28 protein-coding genes are annotated in these 25,735 nt (G+C 52.7%); 11 read left to right on the top strand and 17 right to left on the bottom strand.

Annotation, left to right across the window (positions count from 1 at the left end; genetic code table 11):
• Positions 1–191 precede the first annotated feature (191 nt).
• Both sseA and timP read left to right on the top strand, forming a co-directional pair.
• A complete protein-coding gene (gene sseA / locus BGE37_RS15205; protein WP_032184887.1) occupies positions 192–1,037 on the top strand; it encodes a 3-mercaptopyruvate sulfurtransferase in 846 nt (281 codons plus the stop codon).
• 342 nt (positions 1,038–1,379) lie between these two features.
• Complete coding sequence (gene timP, locus BGE37_RS25845; protein WP_244591678.1) at positions 1,380–1,505, top strand: small toxic inner membrane protein TimP; 126 nt, start codon at positions 1,380–1,382, stop codon at positions 1,503–1,505.
• Between the two features lie 30 nt (positions 1,506–1,535).
• Here timP and sseB read toward each other — a convergent pair whose 3' ends face one another.
• The 11 genes from sseB to trmJ form a co-directional block, all read right to left on the bottom strand.
• A complete protein-coding gene (gene sseB / locus BGE37_RS15210; RefSeq protein WP_032184888.1) occupies positions 1,536–2,312 on the bottom strand; it encodes an enhanced serine sensitivity protein SseB in 777 nt (258 codons plus the stop codon).
• A gap of 142 nt (positions 2,313–2,454) precedes the next feature.
• Positions 2,455–3,738: an aminopeptidase PepB gene (gene pepB / locus BGE37_RS15215; protein WP_105288175.1), complete on the bottom strand. Its 1,284-nt coding sequence runs from the start codon at positions 3,736–3,738 to the stop codon at positions 2,455–2,457.
• 177 nt (positions 3,739–3,915) lie between these two features.
• On the bottom strand, positions 3,916–4,116 hold the full coding sequence (iscX, locus tag BGE37_RS15220; protein WP_000523616.1) for a Fe-S cluster assembly protein IscX: 201 nt from the start codon (positions 4,114–4,116) through the stop codon (positions 3,916–3,918).
• Positions 4,117–4,127: 11 nt separating this feature from the next.
• Positions 4,128–4,463: an ISC system 2Fe-2S type ferredoxin gene (gene fdx, locus BGE37_RS15225; protein ID WP_001124471.1), complete on the bottom strand. Its 336-nt coding sequence runs from the start codon at positions 4,461–4,463 to the stop codon at positions 4,128–4,130.
• A 1-nt stretch (position 4,464) separates the two neighbouring features.
• Positions 4,465–6,315 carry a Fe-S protein assembly chaperone HscA gene (hscA, locus tag BGE37_RS15230; RefSeq protein WP_032184890.1) on the bottom strand — a complete coding sequence of 617 codons (1,851 nt, stop codon included), beginning with the start codon at positions 6,313–6,315 and terminating at the stop codon, positions 4,465–4,467.
• Positions 6,316–6,331: 16 nt separating this feature from the next.
• Entirely contained in the window at positions 6,332–6,847 is a 516-nt protein-coding gene (gene hscB, locus BGE37_RS15235; RefSeq protein WP_000384413.1) for a co-chaperone HscB, read from the bottom strand.
• A gap of 95 nt (positions 6,848–6,942) precedes the next feature.
• The gene (iscA, locus tag BGE37_RS15240) at positions 6,943–7,266 is read right to left on the bottom strand and encodes an iron-sulfur cluster assembly protein IscA (protein ID WP_000028953.1); all 324 of its coding nucleotides are present in this window, start codon (positions 7,264–7,266) and stop codon (positions 6,943–6,945) included.
• 16 nt (positions 7,267–7,282) lie between these two features.
• The gene (gene iscU, locus BGE37_RS15245) at positions 7,283–7,669 is read right to left on the bottom strand and encodes a Fe-S cluster assembly scaffold IscU (protein ID WP_000331707.1); all 387 of its coding nucleotides are present in this window, start codon (positions 7,667–7,669) and stop codon (positions 7,283–7,285) included.
• Positions 7,670–7,696: 27 nt separating this feature from the next.
• Positions 7,697–8,911, bottom strand: a complete 1,215-nt coding sequence (gene iscS, locus BGE37_RS15250; RefSeq protein ID WP_001295373.1) for a cysteine desulfurase — start codon at positions 8,909–8,911, stop codon at positions 7,697–7,699.
• Between the two features lie 240 nt (positions 8,912–9,151).
• Positions 9,152–9,640, bottom strand: coding sequence for a Fe-S cluster assembly transcriptional regulator IscR (gene iscR, locus BGE37_RS15255; RefSeq protein WP_001241357.1), 489 nt, complete (start codon positions 9,638–9,640; stop codon positions 9,152–9,154).
• A gap of 300 nt (positions 9,641–9,940) precedes the next feature.
• Positions 9,941–10,678 (bottom strand): tRNA (cytosine(32)/uridine(32)-2'-O)-methyltransferase TrmJ, encoded by a 738-nt coding sequence (gene trmJ / locus BGE37_RS15260; protein ID WP_105288176.1) that lies wholly within the window; start codon positions 10,676–10,678, stop codon positions 9,941–9,943.
• A gap of 118 nt (positions 10,679–10,796) precedes the next feature.
• On the opposite strand from trmJ, the gene suhB reads away from it, so the two are divergent.
• The 3 genes from suhB (at position 10,797) to csiE (ending at position 14,070) form a co-directional block, all read left to right on the top strand.
• Positions 10,797–11,600 carry an inositol-1-monophosphatase gene (gene suhB / locus BGE37_RS15265; RefSeq protein WP_000553451.1) on the top strand — a complete coding sequence of 268 codons (804 nt, stop codon included), beginning with the start codon at positions 10,797–10,799 and terminating at the stop codon, positions 11,598–11,600.
• Positions 11,601–11,744: 144 nt separating this feature from the next.
• Positions 11,745–12,599: an alpha/beta hydrolase gene (locus BGE37_RS15270; RefSeq protein ID WP_105288177.1), complete on the top strand. Its 855-nt coding sequence runs from the start codon at positions 11,745–11,747 to the stop codon at positions 12,597–12,599.
• 190 nt (positions 12,600–12,789) lie between these two features.
• Positions 12,790–14,070, top strand: coding sequence for a stationary phase inducible protein CsiE (csiE, locus tag BGE37_RS15275; RefSeq protein WP_105288178.1), 1,281 nt, complete (start codon positions 12,790–12,792; stop codon positions 14,068–14,070).
• Here the strand turns inward: csiE and BGE37_RS15280 are convergent.
• Both BGE37_RS15280 and hcaR read right to left on the bottom strand, forming a co-directional pair.
• A complete protein-coding gene (locus BGE37_RS15280) occupies positions 14,062–15,201 on the bottom strand; it encodes a 3-phenylpropionate MFS transporter (RefSeq protein ID WP_105288179.1) in 1,140 nt (379 codons plus the stop codon). The two genes, csiE and BGE37_RS15280, sit on opposite strands and share 9 nt — an antisense overlap.
• 161 nt (positions 15,202–15,362) lie before the next feature.
• Complete coding sequence (gene hcaR / locus BGE37_RS15290) at positions 15,363–16,253, bottom strand: DNA-binding transcriptional regulator HcaR (protein WP_000423269.1); 891 nt, start codon at positions 16,251–16,253, stop codon at positions 15,363–15,365.
• A 135-nt stretch (positions 16,254–16,388) separates the two neighbouring features.
• Between hcaR and hcaE the strand changes: the two genes are divergently transcribed.
• The 6 genes from hcaE (at position 16,389) to BGE37_RS15320 (ending at position 21,125) form a co-directional block, all read left to right on the top strand.
• Positions 16,389–17,750, top strand: coding sequence for a 3-phenylpropionate/cinnamic acid dioxygenase subunit alpha (gene hcaE / locus BGE37_RS15295; RefSeq protein ID WP_000211172.1), 1,362 nt, complete (start codon positions 16,389–16,391; stop codon positions 17,748–17,750).
• A complete protein-coding gene (gene hcaF, locus BGE37_RS15300) occupies positions 17,747–18,265 on the top strand; it encodes a 3-phenylpropionate/cinnamic acid dioxygenase subunit beta (RefSeq protein WP_105288180.1) in 519 nt (172 codons plus the stop codon). The genes hcaE and hcaF overlap by 4 nt, the downstream gene beginning before the upstream one ends.
• Positions 18,265–18,585 carry a bifunctional 3-phenylpropionate/cinnamic acid dioxygenase ferredoxin subunit gene (locus tag BGE37_RS15305; protein ID WP_001080102.1) on the top strand — a complete coding sequence of 107 codons (321 nt, stop codon included), beginning with the start codon at positions 18,265–18,267 and terminating at the stop codon, positions 18,583–18,585. The genes hcaF and BGE37_RS15305 overlap by 1 nt, the downstream gene beginning before the upstream one ends.
• Complete coding sequence (gene hcaB / locus BGE37_RS15310; protein WP_105288181.1) at positions 18,582–19,394, top strand: 3-phenylpropionate-dihydrodiol/cinnamic acid-dihydrodiol dehydrogenase; 813 nt, start codon at positions 18,582–18,584, stop codon at positions 19,392–19,394. Before BGE37_RS15305 ends, hcaB begins: the two co-directional genes overlap by 4 nt.
• A gap of 9 nt (positions 19,395–19,403) precedes the next feature.
• Positions 19,404–20,606, top strand: coding sequence for a phenylpropionate dioxygenase ferredoxin reductase subunit (gene hcaD, locus BGE37_RS15315; protein WP_032184896.1), 1,203 nt, complete (start codon positions 19,404–19,406; stop codon positions 20,604–20,606).
• 96 nt (positions 20,607–20,702) lie between these two features.
• Entirely contained in the window at positions 20,703–21,125 is a 423-nt protein-coding gene (locus BGE37_RS15320; RefSeq protein ID WP_032184898.1) for a DoxX family protein, read from the top strand.
• 47 nt (positions 21,126–21,172) lie between these two features.
• Here BGE37_RS15320 and BGE37_RS15325 read toward each other — a convergent pair whose 3' ends face one another.
• Genes BGE37_RS15325 through BGE37_RS15340 form a run of 4 tightly spaced genes read right to left on the bottom strand, consistent with a single transcriptional unit; the run spans position 21,173 to position 25,718 of the window.
• Positions 21,173–22,045 (bottom strand): aldose 1-epimerase, encoded by an 873-nt coding sequence (locus tag BGE37_RS15325; protein WP_032184899.1) that lies wholly within the window; start codon positions 22,043–22,045, stop codon positions 21,173–21,175.
• 11 nt (positions 22,046–22,056) lie between these two features.
• A complete protein-coding gene (locus BGE37_RS15330; protein ID WP_000700837.1) occupies positions 22,057–23,151 on the bottom strand; it encodes a zinc-dependent alcohol dehydrogenase family protein in 1,095 nt (364 codons plus the stop codon).
• Positions 23,152–23,183: 32 nt separating this feature from the next.
• On the bottom strand, positions 23,184–24,182 hold the full coding sequence (locus BGE37_RS15335; RefSeq protein ID WP_025238570.1) for an ABC transporter permease: 999 nt from the start codon (positions 24,180–24,182) through the stop codon (positions 23,184–23,186).
• A gap of 24 nt (positions 24,183–24,206) precedes the next feature.
• Entirely contained in the window at positions 24,207–25,718 is a 1,512-nt protein-coding gene (locus BGE37_RS15340; RefSeq protein WP_032184900.1) for a sugar ABC transporter ATP-binding protein, read from the bottom strand.
• Positions 25,719–25,735: the final 17 nt, after the last annotated feature.

Raw genomic sequence — 25,735 nt, forward strand, 5'->3', positions numbered from 1 at the left:
ACAATGGCCCGTTAGCAACGTCGAATAATTATTATGCGTGAGAATTTACGTTATGTAATTCAGTATCGCGCCCATGGAATCCGAATTTTAGTGAGAATTGTGGCTCAGACAGCCAAATCAGCCTCTTTTGCTTGTCGCTTTTCACTAAACATCCGACAATTTAGCCTAACCCGGCAAAAATGGAGATGCCTATGTCCACGACATGGTTTGTAGGAGCCGACTGGCTCGCCGAACATATTGATGACCCGGAAATTCAGATTATCGATGCCCGCATGGCACCGCCTGGACAGGAAGATCGTAACGTTGCCCAGGAGTATCTGAATGGACATATTCCCGGCGCAGTGTTTTTCGATATCGAAGCGCTTTCTGATCACACTTCCCCGCTTCCGCACATGCTGCCGCGCCCGGAAACGTTCGCCGTGGCGATGCGTGAGTTAGGCGTTAACCAGGATAAGCACCTGATTGTCTATGACGAAGGTAATCTTTTCTCAGCCCCACGCGCATGGTGGATGCTGCGCACCTTTGGTGTAGAGAAAGTGTCGATTCTGGGTGGTGGACTTGCAGGCTGGCAGCGTGATGATCTGCTATTAGAAGAAGGCGCAGTAGAGCTGCCGGAAGGAGAGTTTAACGCCGCGTTTAATCCTGAAGCCGTGGTGAAAGTAACCGATGTATTATTGGCAAGCCATGAAAATACGGCGCAAATTATTGATGCCCGCCCGGCTACACGTTTTAACGCAGAAGTTGATGAACCTCGCCCAGGTTTACGTCGCGGACATATTCCCGGTGCATTGAACGTTCCGTGGACGGAACTGGTCCGTGAAGGCGAACTAAAAACGACCGATGAACTGGATGCGATATTTTTTGGTCGCGGTGTCAGCTACGACAAACCAATTATCGTCAGCTGCGGTTCTGGTGTAACGGCAGCCGTGGTTTTGTTGGCACTCGCGACGCTGGATGTGCCAAACGTGAAACTGTACGACGGCGCATGGAGTGAATGGGGCGCACGGGCAGATTTACCGGTTGAGCCATTGAAATAAGCTTTTTACAGGCAATAAAAAACCGCCGAATTTGGCGGTTTTTTATTGCTGGTCTGGTTCGCGGCCTTTCCAGCAGGTTGACTTGTGTTGCCGGAGCAACGCAGGCACCCCACAGTGTTGAAATACTCTCTTTTATGCCTGGCCAAGTCAAGATAATAAATAGAGTAATTATTCAAATATGAGAGTATTATTCGTGACGGCCCTTTTCGCCGTCTCGCAAACGGGCGCTGGCTTTAGGAAAGGATGTTCCATGACCGTAAATGCAGGCACCCCACAGCGCTTGCTATCGCGGCAATATCGCCAGTGGTGCTGTCGTGATGCGGTCTTCGCATGGACCGCACAATGAAGATACGGTACTTCTGTATCGTACTTATTGTTTCTGGTGCGCTGTTAACCGAGGTAAATAATAACCGGAGTCCCTCCGGCAACAATTTACTGATGGTTAACAACCTTCAGAACAGCAAGTAAGCCCGAATGCCGCCCTTTGGGCGGCATATTTTAAATTATCCGATTTTGTTTAAAATCACGCAGGAATCCACCCCAGCGACGTTCATAGAATGGCGCAATATGTTCGGTAATAAAGTGGCTAATTCCTTTTTCCCCTTTTTTCACCTGGCAAATATCGATTGGTTCATCACCAGGTAATGTATCGGTCGCTACACTTCCCGCCGCCTGAATAATTTCTTCGATATCGCCATCAGCTTCAATGCCAATAAGTAAATTAGGCTGTGCCTCTTCGTTCTCTTTAATTGAACAAATAAAAGCACGCTTCACCGGCTTAATGGTTTTAAATAAGGTGGTAAGTGAATCAATCATTTGTGCTGGCGGCTCTGCGACCTCCGATAATATCAGCGATTCACCGCCTTCCAGTACTTCCTGACTGCTCAGCGGATTCCCTTCTTCACCAATCAGCAAACTGATTTCACGCGGCATAAATTCTTTACCGGTTGGCAGTTTGGCATTAAGGAAGAGCGTTTCGCCAAGGGTCATCTCAAACAATGTGCGAACGGGCATTACGACAAATGCCTGTTCGTCTTCAACCGCCTGTTGAAGTGCTTCTAACGAGGTAAAAAAAGGAATAACGCTGGTGCCATCTTCTTTTTCCCAGTGCTGTAAATCAAGCGCGCTATCTTCAGCCACTGCCTCGCCCTGCGCCGCCGTACCTGGTACCCAGACAGTGGATTCCAGTAGAGTACGGAAAAAGGCCGGGCGGTGCGCCGGTTCGGTTGCTGCTTTTTCCAGCAGGTCTTCAAGTTCGTTTTTTGTTTCGGACATAAGAACCACAATTCATTCAACGTTCGGGGCACAAGTGCCTGATGCGCTACGCTTATCAGGCCTACAAGGGAATCGCAATTTTTTGAATTCACAATACTTTGTAGGCCGGATAAGGCGTTTACGCCGCATCCGGCATATTAGTTTACGCCGTTAACAGATTAGCAATCGTGCGCACACCCAGCCCGGTCGCACCCGCAGACCACTGTTCAACTGGTGCTTTACGGTAAGTCGCCGAACAGTCGATATGCAGCCAACCTTGTTTATAGTTCTCAACAAAGTGCGACAGGAAGCCCGCCGCCGTACTTGCACCCGCCGGATACGCCGCGCTTCCGGTATTGTTCAGTTCCGCAAAGTTAGATGGCAGCTGGCTGCGGTGGAATTCAGCCAGCGGCAGACGCCAGAACGGTTCGTTCTCTTGTGTAGCACTCGCCAGCAAGCGACCGGCAAGCGCATCGTCAAAACTGAACAATGCGTGATAATCATTACCCAGCGCGGTTTTCGCCGCCCCGGTGAGTGTCGCGGCATCGATAATCAGTTCCGGTTTCTGCGCACTGGCGTCAATCAGGCCATCTGCCAGAACCAGACGCCCTTCCGCATCGGTGTTCATGACTTCGACTTTTTTACCGTTGCGATAGGTAATGATATCGCCCAGTTTGAACGCGTTGCCGCTAATCAGGTTATCCGCACAGCAGAGGAACAGCTTCACACGCTTGTTCAGACCGCGCGTAATGGCAAATGCCAGCGCCCCGGTAACCGTTGCCGCACCGCCCATGTCAGACTTCATTGAGTCCATAAACGCGGTCTGTTTGATGCTGTAGCCGCCGGAATCAAAGGTGATGCCTTTACCTACCAGGCACGCGTACACCGGCGCTTCTTTATCGCCAGTTGGGTTGTAATCCAGCGCCAGCAATACCGGGGAACGTTCTGAACCACGCCCGACAGTGTGCAGCCCCATATAATCTTGATCGCGCAGATCTTCACCTTTGGTGATCCGGTAAGTCACACGATCGCCTGCGACGTTGCTGATCAGATCAACAGCACGCTGTGCCAGTTGCGATGGCCCCAGTTCTTCTGCTGGTGCGTTGATGGTGTCACGCACCCAGTCGATGATCATCAGGCGGTTATCCAGTTCCTGACGCTGGGCATCGTCCAGATCCGGCCACTCCACTTTACGCGTGCCTTTCGGGGCTTTGTAACCTTGCCAGAATGCCCAGCAACGATCCGCATCCCAGCCTTCACCGCTTAACTGAACATGCTTGATGCCCAGACCATCAATCTTGCGCGCCGCACGCTGGATCAGCCCCAGATCGTCTGCCCCGTTCAAATGCAGGGTAATGCCGTCATTATTAATGCTGTAAGTTGCTTTTTCTCCCCAGCGCGCGTCGGCAGGTTGGGTCGAGAGGGTAATCTTCATCGCTTCTGTCATTTTAGTTATCCTTATTTGTAAAAGGGCCACCAGTTGGCAGCCCCAGGATTTTTCCGCTAAATGATTCGCGTTGCAGGAAGGCGGCAAGTGAGTGAAGCCTCAGGAACATAGATAACTATGTGACTGGGGTGAACGAGCGCAGCCAACGCATCTGCGGCGTGAAGCATGACGCGGAAATCACTCGGCTTCGTCCAGCCAGACTAATAAAATCGCTTCGAGGATTTTCTCGTTGGACGCCTGCGGGTCGTCGTCGAAATCTTCCAGATCGCAAATCCACTGATGCATATCAGTGAATCGAACCGTTTTCGGATCAAGATCGGGATATGCATCGTACAGTGCTTCGCCAATTTCGCGGCTATCGGTCCACTTAAGTCCCATACTAACCTCTGTTAATGCTCACGCGCATGGTTGATAGTGTAACGCGGAATTTCGACCACTAAATCTTCGTCGGTAACGCGCGCCTGGCAGCTTAAACGGCTTTCCGGCTCCAGCCCCCAGGCTTTGTCCAGCATGTCGTCTTCCTGCTCTGAGCTTTCCGGCAGCGAATCAAAACCTTCACGAACGATGCAGTGGCAGGTGGTGCAAGCACAGGATTTTTCACAGGCGTGTTCAATCTCGATGCCGTTACGCAGCGCAACGTCGAGAATGGTTTCACCGCTATTCGCTTCCAGAACAGCGCCATCAGGACAGAGATCCTGATGAGGTAAAATAACAATCTTTGGCATATTAAACCTCGTCCACGGAATGGCCCTTCAGCGCACGACGAACCGACTGGTCCATGCGGCGAGCGGCGAAATCCTGGGTTTGTTTGTCTACGTTTTTAATCGCTTGTTCGATGGCGTCAACATCATCGCCCTGCGCCACTTCACTCAGGTGAGCGGCAGCATCGTCAATGACCTGACGTTCTGCGGCGCTTAACAGCGCGGCATCAGCAGCCAGCGCGCCGTGCAAACTTTCCAGTACACGCGCTGCTTCTACTTTTTGTTCAGCCAGCATACGGGCTTTTACGTCCTGCTCGGCATAGCTCATTGAGTCTTTGATCATCGAAGCGATTTCACTGTCGGTCAGACCATAAGACGGTTTAACCTGAATAGACGCCTCAACGCCGGTGGATTTCTCCATCGCCGTCACGCTCAAAAGACCATCAGCATCGACCTGAAACGTTACGCGAATATGCGCGCCGCCAGCCGGTAGCGCCGGAATACCACGCAGCGCAAAACGCGCCAGCGAGCGGCAGTCCTGCACCAGCTCACGCTCACCCTGCATTACATGGATAGACATCGCCGTCTGACCATCTTTAAAGGTGGTGAAATCCTGGGCGCGCGCCACCGGAATTGTGGTGTTACGCGGGATCACTTTCTCCACCAGGCCGCCCATGGTTTCCAGGCCCAGCGACAGCGGGATCACATCAAGCAACAGCATTTCGCTGTCCGGCTTATTACCCACCAGAATATCCGCCTGAATCGCCGCGCCAATAGCGACGACTTTATCCGGGTCGATGGAAGTCAGCGGTGGACGACCGAAAAATTCACCCACCCGTTCACGCACCAGCGGCACGCGGGTAGAACCACCAACCATCACCACTTCCAGTACGTCGTCAGCCTCAACGCCCGCGTCTTTCAGCGCACGACGACAAGCCAGTAAGGTTCGTTTTACCAATGGCGCGATCAGTTCATTGAATTGTTCACGGCTGATTTCACCCTGCCAGCCCGCAACATTCACGGTCACAGAGTCCGCATCGCTCAGCGCGATTTTGGCCGCAATGGCGGCATCCAGCAGTTCACGCTGAACGCGGTTATCGCTACGGTCAGGAATGCCCGCCTGTTCGCGAATGTAATCTGCTAACAGATGGTCAAAGTCATCGCCGCCGAGCGCGGAATCACCGCCGGTCGCCAGCACTTCGAACACGCCGCGACTTAAGCGAAGAATGGAAATATCAAACGTCCCGCCACCGAGGTCATAAACAGCGATCACGCCTTCCTGACCGGAGTCCAGTCCGTAGGCGATAGCCGCAGCGGTCGGTTCGTTAAGCAAGCGCAGAACATGCAGCCCAGCCAAACGCGCCGCGTCTTTGGTGCCCTGACGCTGGGCATCGTCAAAGTACGCCGGAACGGTGATAACGACACCATCCAAGTCGCCTGCCAGGGCTTCAGTTGCCCGCGCCGCCAGTGCTTTGAGGATGTCCGCAGAAACGCGCACCGGATTCAGCAATCCCGCTGCTGTTTCAATCATCGGCAAGCCGTTTTCGCTGGCCTGGAATTGATAAGGCAAATGCGGGTAGCGTTGCTGGATATCAGCCAGCGAGCGCCCCATCAGGCGTTTAACAGAACTAATGGTGTTGGCGGTGTCAAGCGCTGCGTTAGTGCGCGCGTCATAACCCACCGAATGCCCCTGCTGTTGATAGTGAACAACAGAGGGCAGCAGGTGACGGCCTTCATGGTCGGCTAACGTTTCGGCCTGACCGCTGCGTACTGTCGCCACCAGCGAGTTGGTTGTGCCCAGGTCAATACCGGCCGCCAGACGACGCTGATGCGGCGCAGCACTCAAACCAGGTTCACTAATTTGTAATAAGGCCATGTTTAGCTTCCAGAAATTAAAAATCGAGCAGTTTTTCTTCGAGTTGTTCGGCACTGCTTCGCAGTTTATCGAGAAAACGCAGCTTACGCACGGTATCCGCCGCCGCGTCCCACGTCTCGTTGTCTAACTGTTCAACCATCAACTGATGGCGGGTATCAAACATCTTTTTCACACGTTTGATAAAGCTTTCCAGCCGTGCTTCATCTTTCGCCTGTTCGATCTCGTCCAGTTCTTCGCGAAGCTCCAGCTGTTCCATCAGGAACGCGGTGTCGCGCACAGTATGCTGCTCGCTGGCGAGATCAAAACCGTGCAAAGAAAGTAAATATTCCGCGCGCATTAACGGATGACGCAGCGTTTGCCAGGCCTGGTTAATGGTTGCAGATTGCTGTACGGCGGCGAGTTGTTCCGCCTGGCTTCCGCTGGCGAATTTATCAGGATGATACTGACGTTGTAGATCCTGAAAACGCAGGCTCAGTGCCTGGGTATCGAGTTGATAACGGGCAGGCAAGCCAAAGAGGGTGAAGTAATCCATAACATTCTCAGGGCTGCGATCCGCCGCAATAACGACGAATCAGGTAAAACAAACCCCACGCGCAGCTGACCACGGTGGGGTTATCGGTATGCGCATCAAACGTGGAAGCTTTCGCCGCAACCACACTCATCTTTGACGTTCGGGTTGGTAAATTTAAACCCTTCGTTCAGGCCTTCTTTTACGAAATCCAGTTGCGTACCGTCCAGAAATTGCAGGCTTTTGCCATCGACCACGACTTTCACGCCTTTGTCTTCAAACACGATGTCTTCCGGCGTCGGTTCGTCAACAAATTCCAGTACATAAGCCATACCTGAACATCCGGAGGTTCTCACACCCAGACGCAGGCCAAACCCTTTGCCGCGGTTAGCCAGAAAGGTATTTACTCGCGCTGCTGCACTGTCGCTCAGTGTAATCGACATAACCAAACCTCAACTCTTATTTTGCTTCACGTTTGCTTTTATAGTCCGCAATGGCGGCTTTGATCGCGTCTTCTGCCAGAATAGAACAGTGAATTTTCACCGGCGGCAGTTCAAGTTCTTCAGCAATATCGGTGTTTTTGATCGCCTGTGCTTCGTCGAGAGACTTCCCTTTCACCCATTCGGTGACCAGGGAGCTGGAAGCGATAGCGGAACCGCAGCCGTAAGTTTTAAAACGCGCGTCTTCAATGATACCTTCATCGTTGACTTTAATCTGCAACTTCATCACGTCGCCACAGGCCGGTGCACCCACCATGCCACTGCCCACGTTCTCGTCGTTGTTGTCGAAGGAACCCACGTTACGCGGATTCTCGTAATGATCGATAACTTTTTCGCTGTAAGCCATTATAAATTCTCCTGATTCCGATACCGATTAATGATGTGCCCATTCGATGCTGTTCAGATCCACGCCCTGCTTGTACATTTCCCACAGCGGAGAAAGGTCACGCAGACGACCGATGGATTTACGAACTAACTCGATGGTGTAGTCGATCTCTTCTTCAGTAGTAAAACGACCTAAAGAGAAACGGATAGAGCTATGTGCCAGCTCGTCGTTCAGCCCCAGCGCGCGCAGCACGTAGGACGGTTCGAGGCTTGCTGACGTACAGGCAGAACCGGAAGAAACCGCAAGGTCTTTCAGCGCCATAATCAGCGACTCACCTTCAACGTAGTTAAAGCTGACGTTGAGAATGTTCGGCGCACCGTGTTCCAGGTCACCGTTCAGGTAAACTTCTTCGATATCTTTGATGCCGTTCCACAGACGGTTACGCAGGCCGCGCAGGCGTTCCATCTCGGTCGCCATCTCTTCTTTTGCGATGCGATAGGCTTCGCCCATCCCGACGATCTGGTGAACAGGCAGAGTACCGGAACGCATACCGCGCTCGTGACCGCCGCCGTGCATTTGTGCTTCGATACGTACGCGCGGTTTACGACGCACATACAGCGCACCGATACCTTTCGGGCCGTAGATTTTGTGACCGGAGAAAGACATCAGGTCAACTTTCAACTGGCTCAGGTCGATAGGCAGTTTGCCCACGCTCTGGGTTGCATCAACGTGATAGATAATGCCACGAGCACGGCACATTTCACCGATAGCCGCGATATCCTGCACCACGCCGATTTCGTTATTTACGTGCATGATGGAAACAAGGATGGTGTCGTCACGCATCGCTGCTTCGAGTTCTTTCAGGTCGATAATACCGTTACGCTGCGGTGCCAGGTAAGTGACTTCAAAACCTTCGCGCTCCAGCTGACGGCAGGTATCCAGTACCGCTTTGTGTTCGGTTTTGCTGGTGATGATGTGCTTGCCTTTTTTCTGATAAAAGTTAGCAGCACCTTTGATCGCCAGGTTGTCAGATTCGGTAGCACCAGAGGTAAAGACGATTTCACGCGGATCAGCGCCAACCAGATCGGCAATCTGATTACGAGCGATATCTACCGCTTCTTCAGCCTGCCAGCCGAAACGGTGAGAACGGGAGGCCGGGTTACCAAAGGTTCCGTCCATCGTCATAAACTGCATCATTTTCTCGGCAACACGCGGGTCCACCGGCGTGGTTGCGGAGTAGTCGAGATAAATCGGTAATTTCATTGCTCTATAAACTCCGTACATCACTCAATGCAAGGAACCAGGCTACCGGCTGGATGTACGACCGTGTTTACGGAGCGCGATACGCCCCGGCCTGATTCTAATATCTTGTTATCTTTAACCTAACTGTTTCGGGTTTCAGCAAGTTGACAAACTTACGAATCTCCGGGAGCTTACATAAGTAAGTGACCGGAGTGAGTATGTGCAGTCAACGCAGATGCAACACGAAACAGGACGGTTAAATTAAGCGCGTAACTTAACGTCGATCGCGTCTTGTGTGCGGGTGCGTGGCGCGTCGTGAGTATGCTGACGACCAGATACATCCAGCACTTCCTGGTTATTAACCAGTTCGCCTAAAGTAATGTTGTTGAGAAAACCGGTGAGACGGTCGCTCAAATCACGCCACAGCGCGTGGGTCAGGCATTTATCGCCCCCCTGGCAGCCGCCTTTACCCTGACAACGGGTAGCATCTACAGATTCATCAACGGCGCTAATTACTTCGCCAACGGCGATGCTGCTGGCATCTTTGCCTAACAAATAACCACCGCCTGGCCCGCGTACGCTGGAAACCAGACCATTTTTACGCAGACGGGAAAACAGTTGTTCCAGATAAGAAAGGGAAATTCCCTGACGTTCGGAAATATCAGCCAACGGTACCGGGCCCGCTTCAGAGTTGAGCGCAACGTCAAGCATTGCGGTCACGGCATAGCGCCCTTTAGATGTCAGTCTCATGTCTTACTTCACCTCAAACTCGCCCCTGCCCGGGGTTTTTTATTGTAAAAGTGGGGGTATTGCATAGCAGGGTCAAGTCTGACATTCCCGAGTAAATTGGTCAACTATTTACTTGACTGATTTAGTCGGGTATTTAACCTTCAGTGCCATTTTTTTATCGTGGCGTTTGTACCTGTTGTCCTTCCAGACCATGAGCGGGTTGAGGGCAATTATTCGCATTAGCGCTGGCCTGTTCCCCTCACCCTAACCCTCTCCCCGAAGGGGCGAGGGGACCGTCCGTGCACTTATCTGGCTTAGCCCTCAGGCCTTATTACCTTTATTCTGCTGCTCAATAGAAGCCAGAATCCCGCGCAGGATATTCAACTCCTGGCTTTCCGGGCGCGCACGGGTAAACAGACGACGCAGCTTATTCATCACCTGCCCCGGATGGTTTTCACGGATAAAACCGGTTGCCAGCAGCGTTTGTTCAAGATGACCGTAAAAACGTTCCAGATCATCGACCAGCGGATACGGCGTCTCGTCATGTTCAACCTGCTCGCTGTTCTCCTGAGTCGCCAGCCAGGCCATGCGCACTTCATAGGCAATAACCTGAACAGCCATCGCCAGGTTCAGCGAACTGTATTCCGGGTTAGCGGCAATGGCGACATGATAATGGCACTTTTGCAACTCTTCATTGGTCAAGCCGACACGCTCACGACCAAAAACCAGTGCCACCGGCGTATTTGCCGCTTCAGCGACGCTTTTCAAACCGCATTCGCGCGGGTCGAGCATCGGCCACGGCAGCGTGCGCGAGCGTGCACTGGTGCCAACCACCAGGCTACAACCGGCTAACGCTTCGTCGAGTGTATCGACAATGTGAGCATTACCAATCACATCGCTGGCCCCTGCTGCCAGAGCAATCGCCTGGGAGTCAGGTTTCACTAGTGGATTAACCAGCCACAGATTGGTTAAGCCCATTGTTTTCATGGCACGGGCAACAGAACCCATATTACCGGTGTGTGACGTCTCCACCAGCACAATTCGAATATTTTGCAGCATTGTCTTTCTTCATCTAAAGATTATTCACGCATCTTATCATAAAACGAAGACAGATGCCGATCTCGCTGCTATACTCTGCGCCGTTTTCCCGTTCTTTAACATCCAGTGAGAGAGACCGATGCATCCGATGCTGAACATCGCCGTGCGCGCAGCGCGCAAGGCGGGTAATTTAATTGCCAAAAACTATGAAACCCCGGACGCTGTAGAAGCGAGCCAGAAAGGCAGTAACGATTTCGTGACCAACGTAGATAAAGCTGCCGAAGCGGTGATTATCGACACGATTCGTAAATCTTACCCACAGCACACCATCATCACCGAAGAAAGCGGTGAACTTGAAGGTACCGATCAGGATGTTCAATGGGTTATCGATCCACTGGATGGCACTACCAACTTTATCAAACGCCTGCCGCACTTCGCGGTATCTATTGCCGTTCGTATCAAAGGCCGCACTGAAGTTGCTGTGGTTTATGATCCTATGCGTAACGAACTGTTCACCGCGACTCGCGGTCAGGGCGCACAGCTGAACGGCTACCGTCTGCGCGGCAGCACCGCTCGCGATCTCGACGGTACTATTCTGGCGACCGGCTTCCCGTTCAAAGCAAAACAGTACGCTACCACTTACATCAACATCGTCGGCAAACTGTTCAACGAATGTGCAGACTTCCGTCGTACTGGTTCTGCGGCGCTGGATCTGGCTTACGTTGCCGCAGGTCGTGTTGACGGTTTCTTTGAAATCGGTCTGCGTCCGTGGGATTTCGCCGCAGGTGAGCTGCTGGTTCGTGAAGCGGGCGGTATCGTCAGCGACTTCACCGGTGGTCATAACTACATGCTGACCGGTAACATCGTTGCCGGTAACCCGCGCGTTGTTAAAGCCATGCTGGCGAACATGCGTGACGAGTTAAGCGACGCCCTGAAGCGTTAATTTCTCTGGCGGGTGATTTCTCTCACCCGCCCTCGCCTTTCAGGCGCTATTCCGAAATGCTTCCGCTCTGCTTTACTTTCTTTCGTCACTCTCCCACCATCTTTCCCCGATTAATGGATGATAAAGAAGTCGCAAGGAAAGGTTATGGCACTGCCAGTGAACACACGCGTTCTCAAAATTCTGTTTATTCTCTTTGTTGTTGTCTTCTGCGTTTATTTAGTGCCGCGCGTTGCCATCAACTTCTTCTATTATCCCGACGACAAAATTTACGGTCCCGACCCCTGGTCGGCGGAATCCGTCGAATTTACAGCTAAGGACGGTACTCGTCTGCAAGGCTGGTTTATCCCTTCTTCGACAGGCCCCGCTGACAACGCCATCGCAACCATCATTCATGCTCACGGCAATGCCGGAAATATGTCCGCCCACTGGCCGCTGGTCAGTTGGTTACCCGAGCGTAATTTCAACGTTTTTATGTTTGATTATCGCGGGTTTGGTAAATCAAAAGGCACACCGTCTCAGGCCGGATTGCTGGACGATACGCTAAGTGCCATCAATGTGGTGCGCCATCGCAGTGATGTAAACCAACAACGACTGGTGCTGTTCGGGCAGAGTATTGGCGGGGCGAATATTCTTGATGTCGTTGGTCAGGGTGATCGTGAGGGCATACGTGCAGTGATCCTCGACTCCACATTTGCCTCTTATGCAACCATTGCCAACCAGATGATCCCCGGCAGTGGCTACTTACTTGATGAGAGTTACAGCGGCGAAAATTACATCGCCAGCGTCAGCCCGATCCCAGTTTTACTCATTCACGGTAAGGCCGATCACGTTATCCCATGGCAGCACAGCCAAAAGTTGTATGATCTGGCAAAAGAGCCAAAACGTTTAATCTTAATCCCTGACGGCGAACACATTGATGCTTTTTCCGATCGTCACGGTGATGTTTATCGCGAACAAATAGTGGATTTTATCCTTAGCGCGTTGAATCCGCAGAACTAACCCATGATCGCTAGCGCGATAATCATTCACAAATCCACCTTTAGACGAGCTAATCCACTGGTCAGAACAGTTTAAGATGAGAAAAATTCTGTGACGCTTGCCAACATTTCTGATGATTAGCATTCCCTTCGCCATTTCCCTGAGCAAACTTTAGCTATTCTTATCAATTATGCTTATGGGAGATCTACAGATGATGCCTACGCTTGCTTCACCATCTGTCCTTTCGGCTCCCCAGCGCCGCTGCCAGATCTTGCTGACACTCTTTCAGCCGGGGTTGACCGCCACCACGGCAACCTTCAGCAAGCTTAATGGTGTGGATGATGATATTGCCAGTCTTGATATCAGCGAAACAGGACGGGAGATCCTGCGCTATCATCAACTCACACTGACTACTGGTTATGACGGTAGCTATCGGGTTGAAGGCACAGTGCTTAACCAACGTTTGTGTTTATTTCATTGGCTACGACGTGGTTTCCGTCTGTGTCCGTCATTTATTACCAGCCAATTCACACCTGCTCTGAAGAGTGAACTAAAGCGGCGCGGAATTTCGCGTAACTTTTACGACGATACCAATCTACAAGCGTTAGTGAATCTCTGCTCTCGACGGCTACAAAAACGCTTTGAATCGCGCGATATTCATTTCCTGTGTCTGTATCTGCAATATTGCTTGCTGCAACACCACGCTGGCATTACGCCTCAGTTTAATCCGCTCCAACGTCGCTGGGCAGAATCCTGCCTGGAATTTCAGGTAGCGCAGGAAATTGGACGCCACTGGCAGCGTCGGGCGCTTCAGCCTGTACCGCCTGATGAGCCACTATTTATGGCATTACTTTTTTCCATGTTGCGAGTTCCCGATCCAATTCGGGATGCGCATCAGCGGGATAGACAATTGCGTCAGTCTATCAAACATCTGGTAAACCATTTTCGTGAGCTGGGAAATGTTCGTTTTTATGATGAACAGGGGTTATGCGATCAGCTTTATACTCACCTCGCCCAGGCGTTAAATCGCAGTTTGTTTGCCATCGGTATTGATAACACCCTGCCAGAAGAGTTCTCCAGACTGTACCCACGCCTGGTGCGCACCACCCGCGCGGCGCTGACCGGATTTGAAAGTGAATACAGCGTCCATCTTTCTGATGAGGAAAGCGGTCTGGTCGCGGTGATTTTCGGTGCCTGGCTAATGCAGGAAAACGACCTGCATGAAAAACAGATTATTCTACTGACCGGGAATGATAGCGAGCGTGAAGCGCAGATTGAGCAGCAGTTACGTGAACTAACGTTACTGCCGCTCAACATTAAGCATATGTCGGTAAAAGCATTTTTGCAGAGAGGTGCTCCACGCGGCGCGGCACTGATTATTGCGCCTTACACCACGCCGTTACCGCTCTTTTCACCACCGCTGATCTACACAGATCTGACGCTGACAACACACCAACAGGATCAGATCCGCAAAATGCTCGAATCAGCATGAGGGAACAACTTTCGGGCGCAAGAACATTGCCGGAAGCGCCACCAGCGCCATCACCCAGAACACGCCGTGGCCCAGATATTGATACAGGAAACCGGCGAAGACGGTCATGATGGCGATACTACCGCCCATTGCAACGGCAGAGTAAACCGCCTGCAAACGAATGACTTCGCTACCCTGGCGGGCGGCAATATAACGCATGGCCGCCAGGTGGCAGACCGTGAAGGTGCCGCAATGCAGAATTTGCACTACTATCAACCACGACAACGCCGTCGTTGCTCCCATAATTCCCCAGCGCATTACGCCGCTAATCGCCGAGATCAGCAGCATATCGCGTGCACTACAACGGCGGAAAAGTTTATTACTCAGCGCAAAAATAATGACTTCTGCCACCACGCCCAGCGACCACAAATAGCCCACCGCTGAAGCAGAATACCCAGCTGCCTGCCAGTAAATAGCGCTAAAACCGTAATAGGCTGCATGCGCTCCCTGTAATAAACAAACGCAGGCCAGAAAGCGCCAGTTCTGGCGGACCAGTGTCAGCCAGGCTGGCCCTCCCGTGCTCTCCTGCTGACGGCTAGCCCCTTGTGGCTGAATCGTTGGACGAATGAGAAATCCGAGCAGCATGGACGCCACGCCCAACGTCAACAGCGCGAGGATCACCCGATAATCCAACATACTGACCAGTTTGCCTGTCAGCGCCGAGCCAATGACAAACGCCACCGAGCCCCACAGTCGCACTTTGCCGTAATCAAGCGGGAACTGTTTTTGCCATGTATTCGCCAGTGCATCGGTCAACGGTACCAGCGGTGAGAAAAAGAGGTTAAAGCCAATCATCACCACCATCAACCACGCTACATGCGCCCCCGCCCAGAAGGCGACAGCAAAGAGAAGTGTCAACAGTGCCAGTACGCGCAAGGCGGAAATCAGGCGGGAAGGATCGCTAACGCGTGGCGCGATGAGCAAACTCCCGAGAAAACGGGCAACCAGACCAGCCCCCAATAACAGGCCGATAGTTTCTGGCGTTAAGCCAATCCCCTTAAGCCAGACGCTCCAGAAAGGTAGAAAAATGCCGTAACTAAAAAAGTATGTGAAATAACCGAGCGCCAACCAGCGCGTGGATTGCAAAACCATGAGTCCCTCCCGTCAGGAGGCGTTAGTCTGGGGTTAATCGAATGTTGGTGCAAGTTGAAAAAATAAGAATATTCGAGCCTGCTTCCCGATGTCTGTAACGCCTGTTCGCAAGCACTAAAAAAGCTGCGCCCCACAACGCACCTTGCAAAATTATTGCGTATTTATGCCGTTACGCTTGCCAAACGTTCCTGCACAATGGCGATGAAATCGCGTAATGCCGGTTTCATTTCGCCTTTCTTCCACGCCATTAGTAGGGCAATGGAAGGCACATTTCCGGCAATTGGCCGAAATACCACCTGCCCGGTATTAAAATTATTCATATAACCGGGTATCAAAGTTACGCCAAGCCCCATCCCCACCAAATTCATCGTTACCAGAATATTGGTTGCCACCTGGACGATATTCGGCTGGCTGTTTTCTTGCGCAAACCACTCCTTAACGATCGGCGCAAGCGAACCGGAATACGCCGGATCGGTACTAACGAAATTCACGCCATCCAGCTGCGCGGCGGTGATCTCTTTTTCTTGTGCTAAAGGATGATCAACCGGCAACACCACCACTAATGGTTCGTCAAAAAGTTCCAGATAATCAATCTCCGGGCTATAGACAGGATGACGCATTAAGCCGACATCCAGTTCACCACGGCGAATTTTTTCTTCCTGTTCCGTGGTAATTAAACTCACCAATTCGATCAAAGTTTCTGGCTGTTTCAGTCGGAACATGGGCAATACTTTTGGCAGTAAATTCACTTCCGCCGATGGCACAAAACCGATGATTAAATGCTTATCTTCCTGAACAATTTTCCGCGCCCGTTGTTTGGCATTTTCCGCTTGTTCCAGGATTGCCTGCGCGTCCTGGAGAAAACATTCTCCCGCCGCCGTCAACGCGACTTTACGTTTATCACGTACCAGTAGCGGAACACCAACACAGTTTTCGAGATCGCGGATCTGGCTGCTTAACGAAGGCTGTGAGGTATGCAGTTTTTCCGCCGCACGGGTAAAGTTCAGTGCCTGCGCCACTGCGACGAAATAGCGTAAATGCCGTAGTTCCATCACCTTCCCCTTGTTATCGAAAAAACGTCTCAGTTGGTAGAAATTAACTATTTCACATATCAGCAACCAACCAGCAACATCCTTATGGCACAAAAATAGAAGGTCAATACATCTTATCTTTCAGGATTAAAAAATATGACCACACCCTCAGATTTGAACATTTACCAACTGATTGACACCCAAAACGGTCGGGTTACTCCGCGTATTTATACCGACCCGGATATTTACCAACTGGAGCTTGAGCGCATTTTCGGTCGTTGCTGGCTGTTTCTCGCTCATGAAAGCCAGATCCCTAAACCCGGTGATTTTTTTAACACCTACATGGGAGAAGATGCGGTTGTCGTGGTGCGCCAGAAAGACGGCAGCATCAAGGCGTTTCTCAACCAATGCCGCCATCGAGCCATGCGTGTGAGTTATGCCGATTGCGGCAACACTCGCGCCTTTACCTGCCCGTATCATGGCTGGTCTTATGGTATTAACGGCGAGTTGATTGATGTACCGCTGGAACCTCGCGCCTACCCACAAGGGCTGTGTAAATCCCACTGGGGGTTAAACGAAGTTCCCTGTGTGGAGAGTTATAAGGGGCTGATTTTTGGCAACTGGGATACCTCCGCGCCGGGCCTGCGTGATTACCTGGGTGACATTGCCTGGTATCTGGATGGCATGCTGGATCGTCGCGAAGGCGGCACCGAAATTGTCGGCGGCGTACAAAAGTGGGTGATCAACTGCAACTGGAAATTCCCGGCAGAGCAGTTCGCCAGTGACCAGTATCATGCTCTGTTCAGCCATGCTTCTGCCGTTCAGGTATTAGGAGCGAAAGATGATGGCAGCGATAAGCGTCTCGGTGATGGACAAACCGCCCGCCCGGTGTGGGAAACCGCCAAAGATGCGCTGCAATTTGGTCAGGACGGTCACGGTAGCGGTTTCTTCTTTACTGAAAAACCGGATGCTAATGTCTGGGTCGATGGCGCGGTTTCCAGCTATTACCGCGAAACCTATGCCGAAGCAGAACAACGTTTAGGTGAAGTTCGCGCCCTGCGCCTGGCGGGTCATAACAATATTTTCCCCACGCTTTCCTGGCTCAACGGCACTGCCACACTCCGCGTCTGGCATCCGCGCGGCCCTGATCAAGTTGAAGTGTGGGCGTTCTGTATTACTGATAAAGCAGCCTCCGATGAAGTTAAAGCCGCTTTTGAAAACAGCGCCACTCGTGCTTTTGGTCCTGCTGGTTTTCTCGAGCAGGATGACTCGGAGAACTGGTGTGAAATCCAGAAATTGCTGAAAGGTCACCGCGCCCGCAACAGCAAACTGTGTCTGGAAATGGGGCTTGGTCAGGAAAAACGTCGCGACGACGGCATTCCAGGCATTACAAACTATATCTTCTCAGAAACGGCCGCCCGTGGAATGTATCAACGCTGGGCCGATCTCCTGAGCAGCGAAAGCTGGCAGGAAGTGCTCGATAAAACCGCCGCATACCAGCAGGAGGTGATGAAATGAGTGCGCAGGTTTCACTGGAGTTACATCACCGCATTAGCCAGTTTCTCTATCACGAAGCCAGTCTGCTGGATGACTGGAAATTTCGTGACTGGCTGGCGCAGCTCGACAAAGAGATTCGTTACACCATGCGCACCACGGTTAACGCGCAAACGCGTGACCGCCGCAAAGGCGTTCAGCCACCGACAACCTGGATTTTTAATGACACCAAAGACCAGCTGGAGCGGCGAATCGCGCGTCTGGAAACGGGCATGGCCTGGGCAGAAGAGCCGCCGTCGCGCACCCGTCACTTAATCAGCAACTGCCAGGTAAGCGAAACCGACATCCCAAACGTATTTGCCGTAAGGGTGAATTATCTACTTTATCGGGCACAAAAAGAGCGCGATGAAACATTCTATGTTGGAACGCGTTTCGACAAAGTTCGCCGTCTGGAAGATGACAACTGGCGCTTGCTGGAACGGGATATCGTCCTGGATCAAGCGGTGATCACTTCCCATAACCTGAGTGTACTGTTCTGATGAATCGAATTTATGCGTGTCCCGTTGCGGATGTGCCGGAGGGTGAGGCTCTCCGGATAGATACCTCGCCCGTCATCGCCTTGTTCAACGTGGGCGGCGAGTTTTATGCCATTAACGATCGTTGCAGCCATGGTAATGCGTCGATGTCAGAAGGGTATCTGGAAGATGACGCCACGGTGGAGTGCCCGCTGCACGCCGCCAGTTTTTGCCTGAAAACGGGGAAAGCATTATGCCTGCCCGCCACCGATCCGCTAACCACTTATCCAGTACACGTTGAAGGTGGTGACATCTTCATCGACTTACCGGAGGCGCAGCCATGAGCGATCTGCATAACGAGTCCATCTTTATTACCGGCGGCGGATCGGGATTAGGCCTGGCGCTGGTCGAGCGATTTATCGAAGAAGGCGCGCAGGTTGCCACGCTGGAACTGTCGGCGGCGAAAGTCGCCAGTCTGCGTCAGCGATTTGGTGAACATATTCTGGCGGTGGAAGGCAACGTGACCTGTTATGCCGATTATCAACGCGCGATCGATCAGATCCTGACTCGTTCCGGCAAGCTGGATTGTTTTATCGGCAATGCGGGCATCTGGGATCACAATGCCTCACTGGTTAATACTCCCGCAGAGACGCTCGAAACCGGCTTCCACGAGCTGTTTAACGTCAACGTACTCGGTTACCTGCTGGGCGCAAAAGCCAGCGCTCCGGCGTTAATCGCCAGTGAAGGCAGCATGATTTTCACACTGTCAAATGCCGCCTGGTATCCCGGCGGCGGTGGCCCGCTGTACACCGCCAGTAAACATGCCGCAACCGGACTTATTCGCCAACTGGCTTATGAACTGGCACCGAAAGTGCGGGTGAATGGCGTCGGCCCGTGTGGTATGGCCAGCGACCTGCGCGGCCCACAGGCGCTCGGGCAAAGTGAAACCTCGATAATGCAGTCTCTGACGCCGGAGAAAATTGCCGCCATATTACCGCTGCAATTTTTCCCGCAACCGGCGGATTTTACGGGTCCGTATGTGATGTTGGCATCGCGGCGCAATAATCGCGCATTAAGCGGTGTGATGATCAACGCTGATGCGGGTTTAGCGATTCGCGGCATTCGCCACGTAGCGGCTGGGCTGGATCTTTAAGGAAGTACGATGAAAGAAAAAACGATCATTATTGTCGGGGGCGGGCAAGCGGCGGCAATGGCTGCGGCCTCGCTACGCCAGCAAGGGTTCACCGGTGAGCTGCATCTGTTTTCCGATGAGCAACATCTTCCATATGAACGTCCACCGCTCTCGAAAGCCATGTTGCTGGAGGATTCCCCACAGTTGCAGTCGGTGTTACCCGCTAACTGGTGGCAGGAAAACAATGTTCATCTGCATTCTGGCGTAACCATCAAAACGCTGGGTCGCGACACACGAGAGTTAGTGTTAACCAACGGCGAAAGCTGGCACTGGGATCAGCTTTTTATAGCAACCGGCGCGGCAGCCCGACCGCTGCCGTTGCTTGATGCACTGGGAGAACGCTGCTTTACCCTGCGGCATGCCGGCGATGCCGCCAGACTGCGAGAAGTTCTGCAGCCCGAACGGTCAGTCGTAATTGTCGGTGCCGGAACTATTGGTCTGGAACTGGCTGCCAGCGCCACGCAGCGTGGATGTAAGGTGACAGTGATTGAACTGGCGGCAACCGTCATGGGCCGTAATGCACCACCGCCCGTGCAACACTATCTTTTACAGCGCCATCAGCAGGCTGGTGTGAGCATTCTGCTCAATAATGCCATTGAACATGTGGTCGATGGTGAAAAAGTAGAACTGACGCTGCAAAGTGGCGAAACGCTTCAGGCCGATGTGGTGATTTACGGTATTGGTATCAGCGCCAACGACCAACTGGCTCGCGAGGCCAACCTTGATACTGCCAATGGTATTGTCATTGATGAAGCTTGCCGCACCTGCGATCCCGCGATCTTTGCCGGTGGCGATGTGGCAATCACCCGTCTTGATAATGGTGCACTGCACCGCTGCGAAAGTTGGGAAAACGCCAACAACCAGGCGCAAATTGCCGCTTCCGCAATGTTGGGGCTACCGCTTCCGCGACTGCCGCCGCCGTGGTTCTGGAGCGATCAGTACAGTGATAACTTACAGTTTATTGGCGATATGCGTGGCGATGACTGGATTTGTCGTGGCAACCCGGAAACTCAGAAGGCGATTTGGTTTAATCTGCAAAACGGCGTGCTTATCGGTGCGGTAACACTGAATCAGGGCCGTGAGATTCGCCCAATCCGCAAATGGATCCAGAGCGGCAAAACGTTTGATGCGAAACTGCTGATAGATGAGGACATCGCGCTTAAATCATTGTAACCAGGATAATTAGCGAATATCTCAACTCCTGGGGCGTGGCGAGGTGCCAGAGTGTGTATTACGTTTAAATCACATTATCTTGCAAAGGGATTGGTTATGAACTCACTACGTTATTTTGATTTTGGTGTTGCACGCCCCGTTTTGTTATTAATTGCCCGTATCGCCGTGGTCTTAATTTTCATTATTTTTGGTTTTCCCAAAATGATGGGCTTTGACGGTACGGTCCAATATATGGCCTCGCTGGGCGCGCCAATGCCGATGCTGGCAGCGATTATTGCGGTAGTTATGGAAGTGCCCGCCGCGATTTTAATCGTGCTTGGCTTTTTCACCCGTCCGCTGGCGGTGCTGTTTATTTTCTACACGCTGGGTACGGCGGTGATTGGTCACCATTACTGGGATATGACCGGCGATGCGGTTGGGCCAAATATGATTAATTTCTGGAAGAATGTCAGTATCGCTGGCGCATTCCTGCTGTTGGCAATTACCGGGCCGGGGGCAATTTCTCTCGATCGGCGTTAGGAAAGATGCCGGATGCGGCGTGAACGCCTTATCCGGCATTTTATAAATTACAGTAACGCAACCCGCAACGACATCTCTGACGTTGTTGATTCCCCCGGCGCAAGCGCAATGAGGTCACCTCCTTCCGGGCGATGATGGTCATCCGGCGCATGACTCATCGGTTCCAGACAGAAGAAATCAAACGCATATCCTTTATCAAACGCCGGATCGGAAACAAAGATGAAATAACACGGTGCCGGCGGCGTCGTTTCCATGATGATGGCATAACCCTCCTGCGGCTGCTCGATGCGGGCCTGACCATTCCATCCGGCAAAGCCATTGTTTACCCACTGGCGCGGCAACGGCGCGAGCTGGTTGAAATCCAGCTGCTGCGGTAGCTGCTTGCAAAACTCCCCCGCCAGCCACTGCTCCCGCTCCAGCCAGTAACCGCTCGCCTGCGCCTGAATCCGCGTTTGTGGTGACAACGGAAAATAAGGATGCCAGCCGGTACCAAATGGCAGCGTCTCTGTCCCTTGGTTGGTGACAGAGAGCGTCACCGTCAGCGTATCTGCCGTTAAATGAAACGCCTGACTTACCCGATAGTGATAAACACCGCTGCGATGTTCATACACCAGACACAAGCTATCATCGCTGCGCGAGACACATTGCCACTCGCCCAGCCAGCCGTCGCCGTGCAGATAGTGCGCATCCCATTCAATATTCGGTTGCAGTTGATACTCACGCCCCTGCCAGACAAAATGGTTGCCGCTCACCCGGTTTGCAAACGGCACCAGCGGAAAACAAGAGGCATCGGTTGCCACACCGCTTTTTTTACCGAGACGTAAGAGCGGCGTCACGTCACGCCAGAAGCCTTCGATGACGCCGCCCCGGTCAGAAACGTCCAGCTTTAGCGGCCCGTGAGATAAGGTATAGATGGTCATCCGCTGACTCCTTAATCCGGGAAGTTAATCACAACTTTCCCGCATTTGCCGCTCGCCATCAGCGCATAGGCATCACCTGCCTGTTCCAGCGTGAAGCGGTGGGTAATGGCGTTACGCGGCCACAGTTTCCAGTCAGTCAAATCATGGGCACATTTTTCCATATGGAACAAACTGGTCACCCAGGAGCCAATAATCCGCCGTTGATGGTGCATCAGGTCGGCGCTAACCTCGAACTCGACTTTTCCGGTTTCTCCGATGTAAACCACGCGTCCCCAGTCAGCGGTGGATTGCAAAGCCAGTAAGCGACCTGCGGCATTACCGGAACAATCGAGCGCAACATCCGCGCCGCCGTGGGTAAGTTCGGCGATAATCTGCGGCAGACCTTCAGTGGTTGCTAAATAACCATGATCCATCACCCCTAACTGTTTCGCCATCGCCAGACGTTCCGGCAGCATATCAACGCCGATGATCCTTTTTGCACCGCGACCTTTCGCCAGCATCATCGCCATCATGCCGACCGGCCCCAGACCGACCACCAGCACGTTATCACTGCCGGAAACTTCGCCACGCAAAATCCCTTCATACGCTGTGCCAACGCCACAACTGATAAACGCACCATCTTCGTAGCTCAACGCATCCGGCAGGAGGATCAGATCTTTTTCTTCCGCCAGCAGATATTCAGCATGACCGCCGTCACGCTGCCAGCCGTAAGCAGCTTTTCCTTCGCCAGTACAAGAGATAGGAAAACCGCGACGGCAGTTCGGGCAAAAACCACAGCCAGAAATGTGATACACCAGCACGCGGTCGCCCTCTTTAAAATGGCGACAACCTTGCCCCATCGCCACAATTTGCCCGCACGGTTCATGACCGTTGATAAATCCCTGGTATAACGGTTTATCGGGAGCCGCCGCTGTGGCGCGGTGTTGATGATAGATATAGTGGACATCGCTTCCGCAAATCCCGGAGGATTTCATTTTAATCAGTACCTGGTTAATCCCCGGTGTCGGCACCGCAACTTCCCGCAGATCGACGGTCGAATTTCCTGGTAAATAAGCTGCCAGCATCGTTTTCATAATTCCCTCATTAACAATACGATTAATTTTCATCCCTGCCGCACCCGCGCCAGGGGCGTTAAGGTTTAGCGTTTCGCTTTACTGCTTCGCTGGGTCAGCAAGATATTCGCCAGAACCGCCACCACGATGATGACGCCGCGCACCACCTGCTGGAAAAAAGAGTTAATCCCGAGCAACACCAGACCGTTACCGATTAGCGTAATCACCAGCACACCAAGCAACGTACCGAACAAGGAACCGCGACCGCCGGAAAGTGCCGTACCGCCGACCACGACCGCAGCGATGACGTCAAACTCCAGACCGTTTGCCGCACCTGCGTTACCAGAACCGAGGCGAGCTGCCAGCAAAATGCCGGTCACCGCCGCTAATAATCCCGAAAGGGTAAAAATAAGAATGCGCACCCGACGAACGTTGATACCGCACAACTGCGCTGCCGTCGCATTACCGCCAACAGCAAAAACCGAGCGCCCGAAGGCGGTTTTGCGGCTGATGAACACAAACAGCGCAAACAACACCATCATGATCAGCGCGGATACTGGCACACCGAGAAATTGTCCCCCCAGCCAGTCCAGTACCTCGTTTTCGTCAATCGGCACTGGCAGGGCGTTAGTCATAAACAGCCCCATTCCGCGCAGGGCGCTCCACAGCCCCAGCGTGGCAACGAAACTGGGCACGTTAAACACGCCGCGCAGCACGCCGGCCAGCGTCCCCATCAGCGCGCCTAACAGCAACACCAGCAGACAAGCAATCGCCAGCGGAACGTCAAATTGCAGCAAAAATGCCAGGCACACCGAGACAAAAGCCACCATCGGTCCAACGCTGACATCAATTTCACCGGAGATAATAATCAGCGTCATCGCCCAGGCGGCGATCCCGATGGTGGCAGCATCGCGCAGCACGTTCATTTGGTTATTCAATGAGATAAAGCCAGGCGCATTCAGGGAGAAGACCAGATAAAGAATGGCGATTACCACCAGCAAACCGATCTCATTAATATGGCGACTGACAAATTGTTTGAGCGAGACGCTCTTGCCCTGCGGCAATGGTAATGACGAAGCAGACATCTTCAGGTTCCTCGGTAAAATTCATCAGTGCACAGACAGAATGGCGGACATCAGCTCATCCACATTGACCGGCGAGTGAAACTCCTGCGAGAACGTACCGTGCTGTAATAACAGGATGCGGTCGCACACCAGCGGCAACTCCTCCACTTCACTGGAGATAAACACCACGCTTTTCCCTTCGGCAGCCAGCTCGCGGACAATACGGTAAATCTGCTGTTTGGCTTCGATATCGACGCCGCGCGTTGGCTCGTCGAGCAATAAAATCTGGCTGGCGGCATAGACCCAACGACCGATCACCACTTTTTGCTGATTGCCGCCAGAAAGCGTGCCGATGGGCGTTTCGCTACTGGCGGCCTTGACCGTCATCCGCTGCATCACCTCTTCGGTCAGGCGGCGGATGGTGGACCATTGCAGCACACCGTTGGCGCTGATTTTTTGCCGATTGGTCAGTACCGTATTTTCGTCAACGCCCAGCCAGGGAATGATCCCCGCTTCTTTGCGGTTTTCTGGCGTATAGCCAATGCCGCGTTTCAGCATGTCGCCGTAATCGGGGCGCGTGATTTTCTCGCCGTTGATAACAATTTCGCCCTGTTCATACGTCTCCAGTCCAACAATCGCCTTCAGCAATTCACTGCGCCCTGCCCCCAGCAGGCCAGCAATGCCGAGCACTTCGCCACGACGCAGGGAAAAACTGATCTCCGTAAGTTTTGGTCTGTGGCGTAACGCGCGAACTTCCAGTACGGTCTGGTCCGCAATCTCCTGAGCTACAACCGGTGCAAGATCAACGTGATCGCGCCCGAGCATCAGCGACACAATATGACGGGTTGAGGTGTTTTCGAGCATCACATCGCCCGCCACCTGACCATCGCGCATGACGGTGGCACAGGAGGCAATGCGGCGGATTTCTTCCATTCGGTGGCTGACATAAATCACCGCCACGCCCAGTGCCGACATCTTTTTCACGGCGCTGATCACCAGTTCAACTTCCGTACTGGCAAGCGAACTGGTAGGTTCATCAAGAATGACCACGCGCGGCTCGCCTTTCATCACCCGCGCAATTTCCACCAGTTGCTTTTGCGCCGGGCTTAGTGTCGAAACAAGTTGTTCAGGGCTAACATCGACGCCCAGCGCCTGTAAGCAACGTTGGGCATCCTGCGCCATTTGCAGGTAATCAATCATGCCGTTGCGGCGGGGCCACTGACCGAGGCAGAGATTTTCCGCCACCGTCAGCCCCTCCACCAGACTTAATTCCTGATAAACCGCGCGTACCCCCAGTTCAGCGGCACGGCGAGTCAGCGTAGCTTCGTCGCCTTCCAGTCGCGTCTCGCCAATCCAGATATCACCGCTATCCGGACGTTCGCTACCGGTAAGCATTCGAATGAGGGTCGATTTTCCCGCACCGTTTTTGCCTAACAGCGCGCGAACTTCGCCTTTATTGAGCGTAAAGTTAACGTTATCCAGCGCAACGACGCCGGGGTAACGCTTATTTCCTGCCACCACTTTTGCTACCGGAACTGCCTCTGTTGCCGTGAACATAGGGACCTCTGCGAATC

The sequence above is a fragment of the Escherichia sp. MOD1-EC6300 genome, assembly GCF_002965045.1.
Taxonomy (GTDB): domain Bacteria; phylum Pseudomonadota; class Gammaproteobacteria; order Enterobacterales; family Enterobacteriaceae; genus Escherichia; species Escherichia coli_F.

Coding starts and splice junctions, on each gene's coding strand:
- BGE37_RS15320 (WP_032184898.1), top strand. CDS start 20,703: ATGAACTCACTACGTTATTTTGATTTTGGTGTTGCACGCCCCGTTTTG.
- trmJ (WP_105288176.1), bottom strand. CDS start 10,678: ATGCTGCAAAATATTCGAATTGTGCTGGTGGAGACGTCACACACCGGT.
- BGE37_RS15335 (WP_025238570.1), bottom strand. CDS start 24,182: ATGTCTGCTTCGTCATTACCATTGCCGCAGGGCAAGAGCGTCTCGCTC.
- sseA (WP_032184887.1), top strand. CDS start 192: ATGTCCACGACATGGTTTGTAGGAGCCGACTGGCTCGCCGAACATATT.
- suhB (WP_000553451.1), top strand. CDS start 10,797: ATGCATCCGATGCTGAACATCGCCGTGCGCGCAGCGCGCAAGGCGGGT.
- BGE37_RS15270 (WP_105288177.1), top strand. CDS start 11,745: ATGGCACTGCCAGTGAACACACGCGTTCTCAAAATTCTGTTTATTCTC.
- BGE37_RS15305 (WP_001080102.1), top strand. CDS start 18,265: ATGAATCGAATTTATGCGTGTCCCGTTGCGGATGTGCCGGAGGGTGAG.
- iscS (WP_001295373.1), bottom strand. CDS start 8,911: ATGAAATTACCGATTTATCTCGACTACTCCGCAACCACGCCGGTGGAC.
- hcaB (WP_105288181.1), top strand. CDS start 18,582: ATGAGCGATCTGCATAACGAGTCCATCTTTATTACCGGCGGCGGATCG.
- iscR (WP_001241357.1), bottom strand. CDS start 9,640: ATGAGACTGACATCTAAAGGGCGCTATGCCGTGACCGCAATGCTTGAC.
- hscB (WP_000384413.1), bottom strand. CDS start 6,847: ATGGATTACTTCACCCTCTTTGGCTTGCCTGCCCGTTATCAACTCGAT.
- BGE37_RS15325 (WP_032184899.1), bottom strand. CDS start 22,045: ATGACCATCTATACCTTATCTCACGGGCCGCTAAAGCTGGACGTTTCT.
- iscA (WP_000028953.1), bottom strand. CDS start 7,266: ATGTCGATTACACTGAGCGACAGTGCAGCAGCGCGAGTAAATACCTTT.
- csiE (WP_105288178.1), top strand. CDS start 12,790: ATGATGCCTACGCTTGCTTCACCATCTGTCCTTTCGGCTCCCCAGCGC.
- hcaD (WP_032184896.1), top strand. CDS start 19,404: ATGAAAGAAAAAACGATCATTATTGTCGGGGGCGGGCAAGCGGCGGCA.
- BGE37_RS15330 (WP_000700837.1), bottom strand. CDS start 23,151: ATGAAAATTAATCGTATTGTTAATGAGGGAATTATGAAAACGATGCTG.
- timP (WP_244591678.1), top strand. CDS start 1,380: ATGAAGATACGGTACTTCTGTATCGTACTTATTGTTTCTGGTGCGCTG.
- hscA (WP_032184890.1), bottom strand. CDS start 6,315: ATGGCCTTATTACAAATTAGTGAACCTGGTTTGAGTGCTGCGCCGCAT.
- hcaE (WP_000211172.1), top strand. CDS start 16,389: ATGACCACACCCTCAGATTTGAACATTTACCAACTGATTGACACCCAA.
- iscX (WP_000523616.1), bottom strand. CDS start 4,116: ATGGGACTTAAGTGGACCGATAGCCGCGAAATTGGCGAAGCACTGTAC.
- iscU (WP_000331707.1), bottom strand. CDS start 7,669: ATGGCTTACAGCGAAAAAGTTATCGATCATTACGAGAATCCGCGTAAC.
- BGE37_RS15280 (WP_105288179.1), bottom strand. CDS start 15,201: ATGGTTTTGCAATCCACGCGCTGGTTGGCGCTCGGTTATTTCACATAC.
- hcaF (WP_105288180.1), top strand. CDS start 17,747: ATGAGTGCGCAGGTTTCACTGGAGTTACATCACCGCATTAGCCAGTTT.
- sseB (WP_032184888.1), bottom strand. CDS start 2,312: ATGTCCGAAACAAAAAACGAACTTGAAGACCTGCTGGAAAAAGCAGCA.
- fdx (WP_001124471.1), bottom strand. CDS start 4,463: ATGCCAAAGATTGTTATTTTACCTCATCAGGATCTCTGTCCTGATGGC.
- hcaR (WP_000423269.1), bottom strand. CDS start 16,253: ATGGAACTACGGCATTTACGCTATTTCGTCGCAGTGGCGCAGGCACTG.
- pepB (WP_105288175.1), bottom strand. CDS start 3,738: ATGACAGAAGCGATGAAGATTACCCTCTCGACCCAACCTGCCGACGCG.
- BGE37_RS15340 (WP_032184900.1), bottom strand. CDS start 25,718: ATGTTCACGGCAACAGAGGCAGTTCCGGTAGCAAAAGTGGTGGCAGGA.